Origin of the sequence: Leptospira noumeaensis, from assembly GCF_004770765.1 — a bacterium.
In the GTDB taxonomy this organism is placed as follows: Bacteria; Spirochaetota; Leptospiria; order Leptospirales; family Leptospiraceae; genus Leptospira_A; species Leptospira_A noumeaensis.
Genome location: NZ_RQFK01000034.1, coordinates 1 through 7,135, shown reverse-complemented (window position 1 = coordinate 7,135; position 7,135 = coordinate 1). Strand labels below are relative to the sequence as shown.

The window sequence follows — 7,135 nt, the reverse complement described above, 5'->3', positions numbered from 1 at the left end:
TTCTTTTTAGGAATTAGTTTCATTTCTTGCGTATAACGAACTAGGCTACTCGACGTTTCCCGACCCTGAGTCCCGACGGGACGTTAGGGACTGGCATGTAGCTTGCGTAAGCAAGGCGAATGCCAGAAGGGAAATGTGGCGCAGCCCAAGCGAGGCCGAAGTGCCGAAGCGCAGTGAGTAGCCGCTGTTATACGACGTGTGGTTTATACACTAGCTAATGTTTTCTTCCCTTTCTTAATTACTATTTCACCACCTAAAGTGTGAATTAATTTAGAAAGGACAAGTAATGTTGGATTATCTTGTTTGCCACTTCTAATTTCTTGAATTACGGTGCTTGATACATTTGCTTTTTTTGAAAGTTCTCTAACGGATACTTTTTGCGATTCCATAAGTTCGATTAATGTTTCAGAAAGATTTAGAGCATCATATTCCTTCTCAAATTTAGCTTTGAAGGATTTATCTTTCATTAAACGATCAAATGTAGATTTAGTAGTAGATGCCTTTTTTACTTCTTGTTTCATAATCTTCCCTTCTTTTAATAGCTCTAATTTTTTCGTTTTTAGGTAGCTTATCCGTTTTTTTAACAAAAGCGTTAGTAATGATTATTTTCTTCCCTTTTACAAAAAAGCAAAGAAACCTGTGAGGAATTGGTTTGAAAGCGAAAAGAGAGTCTCCTTCAAAATTGAATTTAGTTTTGTCTTTGATTTCACCAATGTCAGCAAATCTTTTGAACAAAGCCAAAGTTTTAATTTTTAAATCTTCTGGAAGTTCATTGAAATAATCTAGAACATCAGATTTTTCTTTTTCATCAAAATACCACTCAACAGTGAATTTTTCGCCTTTATAAGCTGTAAATTCTATCACTTTTTAAGTGTGCCGGAATAACGGTACAAATTCAATTCTTTTTTTATTTTCTTTTGCCCAAATTATAAGTTTACAATTATTTTTGCCACATGTCGTATAACGAACTAGGCTAATCGACGTAGGCTGACCCTGAGTCCCGGTAACGGGACGTTAGGGACTGGAACGACGCTTGCGTAAGCAAGAGGAGTGCCAGAAGCCTATGTGTCGCAGACCGAGCGAGGGCGCAAGTCCCGAAGCGAAGCGATTCGCCGTTGTTATGCGCTGGAATCTTTATGGTAATTAGTAGTTTTCGGATACCTTTGATACCTTGAAGTTAAAGATGTTTTCGATCCCAAATAGTAAATTATCTTTTGTTTCGATGGAAGGATACTTTACTATATTGTTGATGTTGGATAGAATGTCCTTCTTTTTGGTATTGTTTAGTTTTTCCCAAAAGTCTATATTTATTGCCGTGCAATCACATCTCGTTATTATGAATCTTGCCAAAGCTTCAGATAATTTAGCATTTTCTTTCGATTCTTTTGTATATTCCTTGAGTGAATTAAAAAAAGCTAAACATGCATAATCACTTTTAGAGTCCCATACAAAAAGAATTCCCCAACCGTGCTCTAATTTAACTGACGAGAATGCAAGAAGCCCAAATAGAATGTCGGTTCTCGCAATATTCTGAATTTGGTTTCCTTGAAAATCATAGTCTAAAAAAGTTGCTCCTGAGAATAGTATATCTGGCATTCCTTCTATATGAAATAAAGTAAATCTTATACTTTTAAAATCATTATTTGATAATAAGCTATCAAGATTTAATTTATGTTCGGTTAAATTCATCATTCCTATTAGAATTCCTAATTCAAAACTATTTAATTTCAAATTAAGATTGTTACTTTCGGCAATTCTTTTTGCCTCATTTAAAAGCGTAATAGATTGTTCTTTTTGGATTATTGCTTTGGATAATGATCTGAATAAATACAAAAATGCCTGTTTTCCTGATAGATCAAAATTGAGATTATCAATTTCTTCAAATATATAATTATCGTGATAGCTACAAAAACCTGGGAACGTGGTTGCTTTGGCAATTCCCCGCTTTTTTTCTTTTATTGTACCTTCTGGATTTCTAGCATTGAAGAAATTATTTTCAAAGACGATTACTTCCCCATTTTTCGAAATTAGTTTAAGTAAAGATTGTGAAATTGCATGGGACTTAATCGGTTTATTAATGCAGTTAATAGATAAGCACTTTCCTTCAAGTTTTATTTTTTTTATTATTCGTAGTAATTCATTTTTTGGTTTCCAATTCATGATTTAAAGATTCTTGCGCATAACGAACTAGCCTTCCCGAAGTTGTCCGACCCTGAGTCCCGAATGGGACGTTAGGGACTGGCACGGAGCTTGCGTATGCAAGCGAGTGACAGGAGGACAATTTGCCGGAGGCCGAGCGAGGCCTTGTGCCGAAGCGTAGCGGGAAGGTGCTGTTATACGCAGTTCATTTATTGATGTTTTTTGTAATTTCACCTATTCGGTTAAGTGCTTCTGAAAGATCTTTGATATCTACGGGAGAAGATTTAGTTTTATTTATAAGATTCAAGATATCTGATATATCTGTAAATAAATTGGTTATCTTAGATGTTGTTTGTTCTTGGAGGTTTGGGTAATTAATTAACAGTTGATTTAAGTGCGAAATTCCACCACCAATAAAACTAGATAAATGGCTATAGCGTAACGATAAAATATTGTAGAATTTATATTGTGTCCAAAAGAAGTAAATTATTAAAGCAAATGGTATGGATATAGATATTCTAAATGCGATCTTGTCAAAATTATCCAAAGCTTTAAAGTAATCTTGAAATTGAATCAGTGAAATTGTTAAACCATATCCAATTAGAGTTGCTAAAAATAAAGTGAAGAAAAACCACTTTCCAATCATTGATGATTTTTTGTTTGAAGAAATACTTTTTCCAAAATCTCCCTCTAATTCAAGTTCAGATTTTATGTTTAATATTTTTTCAATGCCTTGGTTTACTTTATCCGTAAAACTCTCTTTGATTAATTCAAGATCATTTTTGATTCCATCAATTACTGTTGATTGTGAGGTATATGTTTTTTCGAAATTAAATTTTGAAAAAATTTCGTTGAATTTTGTATCTATTTTCTCAAATAGTTCATTCCCGTCGATAAAGTAAGCATTATATGTATTAATATTCTGTGTTTGACTTGTTTGAGGCCATTTTTTATTCCAATTGTTATAATCCTTTTCCCATTCATTTAATATTTCATTATATTCTATCCAATATTTTAGATTTGAAAGTTCATTTCTTTGATTGTAGTATACGAGTTTTCTGTTATCAAATTTCATTTTTATTTGGTTTGCAGTCGATAATATCTGACTAGGACTTTTATGTTGAAATTCTGTATCTTCAAATATTTTCATATTTTCCTTCTTAAGAGTTGATTTAAATGAATTGCGTATAACGAACTAGTCTTCCCGAAGTTCCCTGTAGCTGAGCCTCCGTAGGAGGCGTTAGCGTCGGCGCGTCTTCTTGCGGAGCGAGAAGCGTGCCGGAAGGGAATTTGCCGCAGGCCGAGTGAGGCCTTGTGCCGAAACGTAGCGGGAAGACGCTGTTATGCGAAGTCAGAGATCTATAGAATTATTTTTAATTAATTTATTGATATCTTTATTTTTTATTTCTTTTGAAATAGAATTTGCTTAAAGCCTTTGGAATTTGCGTAGATTTTTTCTTATTTTTTAAGAAAGAGTATCATGAAGTTCCATTTCTTTCTCTAAAATGGTATTTACAATAGTATTTAGATCTATGTTTTTTTTAGTCGCTATTTTTTGATAATATTCTTCAAGTTTTGGATCTAGGTAAACTGGAAAATGTAGGTCTTTCAAGTCTCTAGAAAAGAGTCCCCTTTTACCTTTGGAAAAATCGTATTCATCTCTCATGTTAATTTATCTCTTCTGAATAGTATTGAGCTTCTTCATTTATAGTTGCTTTTCGAGCGGAGATTATTCTTATTATTTCTTCACTCTTATTTGATCTATCAACAAAAATTACGACTGCAATAGTAATATTTTCAATTTTTCCGAGGGCAATTTCTCTAGTTTCTCCAACCGAATGGTCTGGATCTGGCAAATAAATGGCTTTTGGGTCAGCAAATACTAAAGAAGCCTTTGAGAAGGTGAGTTGGTGTTTTGATATATTGACTTTTTCTTTTTCTTGATCCCATTCAAAACGCATATTTACTTTGTGTTTTAAAAATGGAATTTTGAACAGTTTTTAATTGTTTCTCTGATTTCGCATAACGAACTAGGCTTATCGACGTTGTCCGTAGCTGAGCCTTCAGGCGTTAGCGTCGGCACGATTTCTTGCGACTGCAAGAAGCGTGACGAAGGACAATGTGTCGAAGACCGAGCAAGGGTGAACGTAGTGAATCCCGCAGCGAAGCGATAAGCCGCTGTTATGCGACGTCACATAGAAACACTTTTAATTCCATATTTCTTTTCTCTTGCATAAAATGCCGACTCGCCTCCTTCTAGTGAAACTAATTTTTCGCGCATAATTTTATGTTCAATAGTAGTCGGACTGATGACTGTCTTGTTGTCTTCGTCAGCCTCAAGAATATTTATCAGATCTGAATCTCCGTTAATTACAAAGTTTGCATTATGTGTAGAGAATATAATTTGCCGATTTTTTTTAGTATTTTTGATTATTTCGACTAAATAATTTGATATCAAGAGGCTATCTAAATGGGCTTCTGGTTCATCAATAATAATTGGATTATTTCCAATAGATAATAAAATTACTAGTGCGGCTGTACATCTTTGCCCAAAGGATGAATTTTCCAATGTTTTGTTATCATACATTACATTGATTCTTTTAAAAGAATTTGGTGTATGATTATATTTATGTACAAGCGTTTTAAATACTAGAAAATTTTCCTCAATGGTAAGAATTTCACTTAGAATTGATTCATTTTTATTAAGTATATGTTTTCCTTGGGTTATTTCACTTACTAGTTTGTTTCTGTCAGTAATGTTTTGGAAGTCAGCCTTTTTCAGGTTGTTTCGAATATGGGACATGTTTCCCCCTTTCGATTCAATTTCATTTTTAAAATATTCTTCGAATTCGAGGAATAGGCCAGCCTCTGAACTTTCGTAATCATATTCTAAACTAAGCGAAATTGGCTTTACGAGGGTAGTTTTTAGGTTTTCTAAAAAGTTGCTAAGTGGTTTAATTTTTTCGTTTAACAATCTCGTATATTCTACTGAAGAATTCACTAGTTCTTGCGGATCCAGAATATTCTTTTTTGATTCTAAATCTGCGATTTCCTCTTCTTGTTTTTTAATCAATGAATCAAATCGTCCAACATTCAATTGTGCATTGGAAATATCCTTAAGATTTTCGTCAGTTAATCCTTTGTCTTTTAAATATTCGTTTAATTTGCTTTTTTCTGATTCTAAAATTTTCTCCAAAATCCCTATTTTCTTTGATTCTTGGTCAAGTTCTACTTGATCAATGTTATCTGTGATTTCCTGTAAAGATTTTACTAAACTATCGGTTAAACTATCAAAATAATTATTTATTTCTAAGACTCGGTAGGTATTAGCTAATGATTGAATTTCAGATAAAAGTGTTACGAATATATTCGCTGATTGTTGATTTTGGTTATAAGTATTTGCGGAAGAAATTATCGAATTTGATATGTCCTGATATTCTTTTGAAGAAAGTGATTCTACAATTTTTCTGTTTGATTCATATTCTTTTTTCGTAATTTCTAAATCTTTTTTTAACTGTAACAATCTAAATAGATTTTTAATTTCGCTATTCAATTTTGAAATGTTTATGTTTAGGGTGGTCTCAATATTTAAAAGTTCATCATTCTCATCATTTTTTATTATTCTATTAAAAATTGCTTCGGTTAATTTTTTATAATCTTTTGCAAATTCTTCTATTTCATTTTGACTTAAAAATTCGATATACTTTTCATCGGCACTTGTATCGGTTAAAATAGATTTTTCGATATCAATAAGATTGTTTTGACTATCTCTTAATATGTGTTCCTTAAAGAAGGAATTTTCATTCTTTTTCATTTTTCTGTGCATAAGGTTAATTAATGTACTTTTTCCAGATCCGCGTCCGCCAATAATGCACGTATAATTTGGACTAAATGTTACTGTATGTTTCCCTCTGTAACAAAATTTGGTTCCATCAATTAGACTATCTTGTGGAAAATCAAATTCGATAGAATTTATTCGTAAGGGAGGGTCAATCGGTTTTAGTTCTTGAATCTTAACACGTCCTTCAGGTTCGAAACAAATTTGTCTTAATCCTTCAAAGGAGGGGTCAGCTTTTATCCAAGTGTATCTATTTTTGTCTGGTAAACAAACTTTATCTAACGAATGGGCATCACTTCCATGAATACAAGGTTTTAGAGAATCATACAATGATATTATTTTTTCAGGACTATCTTTCCCTTGCCCTAGAAAATATATTCTATCCTTTTCATTCGAAGAGAAAATTATATCGGAAAATCGATAAATCTCTTCTCTTGTAGCTTTCATACTAGATTCACGAATACCTGAATTCCCGTCAGTACTCTTGTTCGCAAGGCCTATTAATATGTTATTTTCTAATCTTTCATTTTTACTTATAATTTCTTTTAGTTTATATATATCAGTCTTGAATTGTTCGATACCTGTATTGTATGCGATATGATCTTCAAGTTGAGGGTTATTCATAAATTGCTTTCCGAATCTAATTAGTTCTGAATCGGTGCATAAGTAACTGTTGCCCGCATATGTAAACTGTAGATTTGCAAAAAGTAAACTATCCAATTGATCTACTATATCTGGTGAGATTATTAAGTGTAAATTAATTGATTTTGATATTTCAGTGACTGGTATTATTCGTAATTCAATGTTTGGCAATATTAAATCTATCTTTGGTATGCGTCCTTGTTTTTTGAATTCTAAAAGTTTTTTGTAACCCTTAACTGAAAAATAGTCTGTTATTCCTAAAACTGAAATATCGGAAAGAGATTCAAGTTTTTCTAAATACAATTGCCATTTTTCATCTTCTGATTTTCCAGTAAATTGATTGTTAAGTGCTGTTGAAGGTGAATGTAGGTGTAAATCCCATTTTCTCCAAATTGAACCAAAATTTTTCATTCTTTATTCCTTAGGATTTATTTTGTGATGTCGCATAACGAACTAGCGGAGACGAAGTTTCCCGCCCTGAGCCTTCGCAGAAGGCGTTAGGAGGAGCGGGAAATT

7 protein-coding genes are annotated in these 7,135 nt (G+C 32.6%); all 7 read right to left on the bottom strand.

Features of this window, described 5'->3' with window-relative positions; genetic code table 11:
• Window positions 1-203: 203 nt before the first annotated feature.
• The 7 genes from EHQ24_RS18845 to EHQ24_RS18815 all read right to left on the bottom strand — a co-directional run bounded on the left by EHQ24_RS18845 (window position 204) and on the right by EHQ24_RS18815 (window position 7,030).
• On the bottom strand, window positions 204-521 hold the full coding sequence (locus EHQ24_RS18845) for a helix-turn-helix domain-containing protein (RefSeq protein ID WP_002975201.1): 318 nt from the start codon (window positions 519-521) through the stop codon (window positions 204-206).
• Window positions 487-864: a type II toxin-antitoxin system RelE/ParE family toxin gene (locus EHQ24_RS18840; RefSeq protein ID WP_135603141.1), complete on the bottom strand. Its 378-nt coding sequence runs from the start codon at window positions 862-864 to the stop codon at window positions 487-489. Before EHQ24_RS18840 ends, EHQ24_RS18845 begins: the two co-directional genes overlap by 35 nt.
• A gap of 279 nt (window positions 865-1,143) precedes the next feature.
• Window positions 1,144-2,160, bottom strand: a complete 1,017-nt coding sequence (locus tag EHQ24_RS18835; protein WP_135603140.1) for a hypothetical protein — start codon at window positions 2,158-2,160, stop codon at window positions 1,144-1,146.
• Window positions 2,161-2,344: 184 nt separating this feature from the next.
• Window positions 2,345-3,289 carry a hypothetical protein gene (locus tag EHQ24_RS18830; protein ID WP_135603139.1) on the bottom strand — a complete coding sequence of 315 codons (945 nt, stop codon included), beginning with the start codon at window positions 3,287-3,289 and terminating at the stop codon, window positions 2,345-2,347.
• A 315-nt stretch (window positions 3,290-3,604) separates the two neighbouring features.
• Window positions 3,605-3,805, bottom strand: a complete 201-nt coding sequence (locus EHQ24_RS18825; protein ID WP_135603138.1) for a toxin-antitoxin system, antitoxin component — start codon at window positions 3,803-3,805, stop codon at window positions 3,605-3,607.
• A 1-nt stretch (window position 3,806) separates the two neighbouring features.
• Window positions 3,807-4,100 carry a BrnT family toxin gene (locus EHQ24_RS18820; RefSeq protein WP_135603137.1) on the bottom strand — a complete coding sequence of 98 codons (294 nt, stop codon included), beginning with the start codon at window positions 4,098-4,100 and terminating at the stop codon, window positions 3,807-3,809.
• Window positions 4,101-4,330: 230 nt separating this feature from the next.
• On the bottom strand, window positions 4,331-7,030 hold the full coding sequence (locus EHQ24_RS18815) for a TrlF family AAA-like ATPase (protein WP_135603136.1): 2,700 nt from the start codon (window positions 7,028-7,030) through the stop codon (window positions 4,331-4,333).
• Between the last annotated feature and the right edge of the window lie 105 nt (window positions 7,031-7,135).

Coding starts and splice junctions, on each gene's coding strand:
- EHQ24_RS18845 (WP_002975201.1), bottom strand. CDS start 521: ATGAAACAAGAAGTAAAAAAGGCATCTACTACTAAATCTACATTTGAT.
- EHQ24_RS18835 (WP_135603140.1), bottom strand. CDS start 2,160: ATGAATTGGAAACCAAAAAATGAATTACTACGAATAATAAAAAAAATA.
- EHQ24_RS18830 (WP_135603139.1), bottom strand. CDS start 3,289: ATGAAAATATTTGAAGATACAGAATTTCAACATAAAAGTCCTAGTCAG.
- EHQ24_RS18825 (WP_135603138.1), bottom strand. CDS start 3,805: ATGAGAGATGAATACGATTTTTCCAAAGGTAAAAGGGGACTCTTTTCT.
- EHQ24_RS18820 (WP_135603137.1), bottom strand. CDS start 4,100: ATGCGTTTTGAATGGGATCAAGAAAAAGAAAAAGTCAATATATCAAAA.
- EHQ24_RS18815 (WP_135603136.1), bottom strand. CDS start 7,030: ATGAAAAATTTTGGTTCAATTTGGAGAAAATGGGATTTACACCTACAT.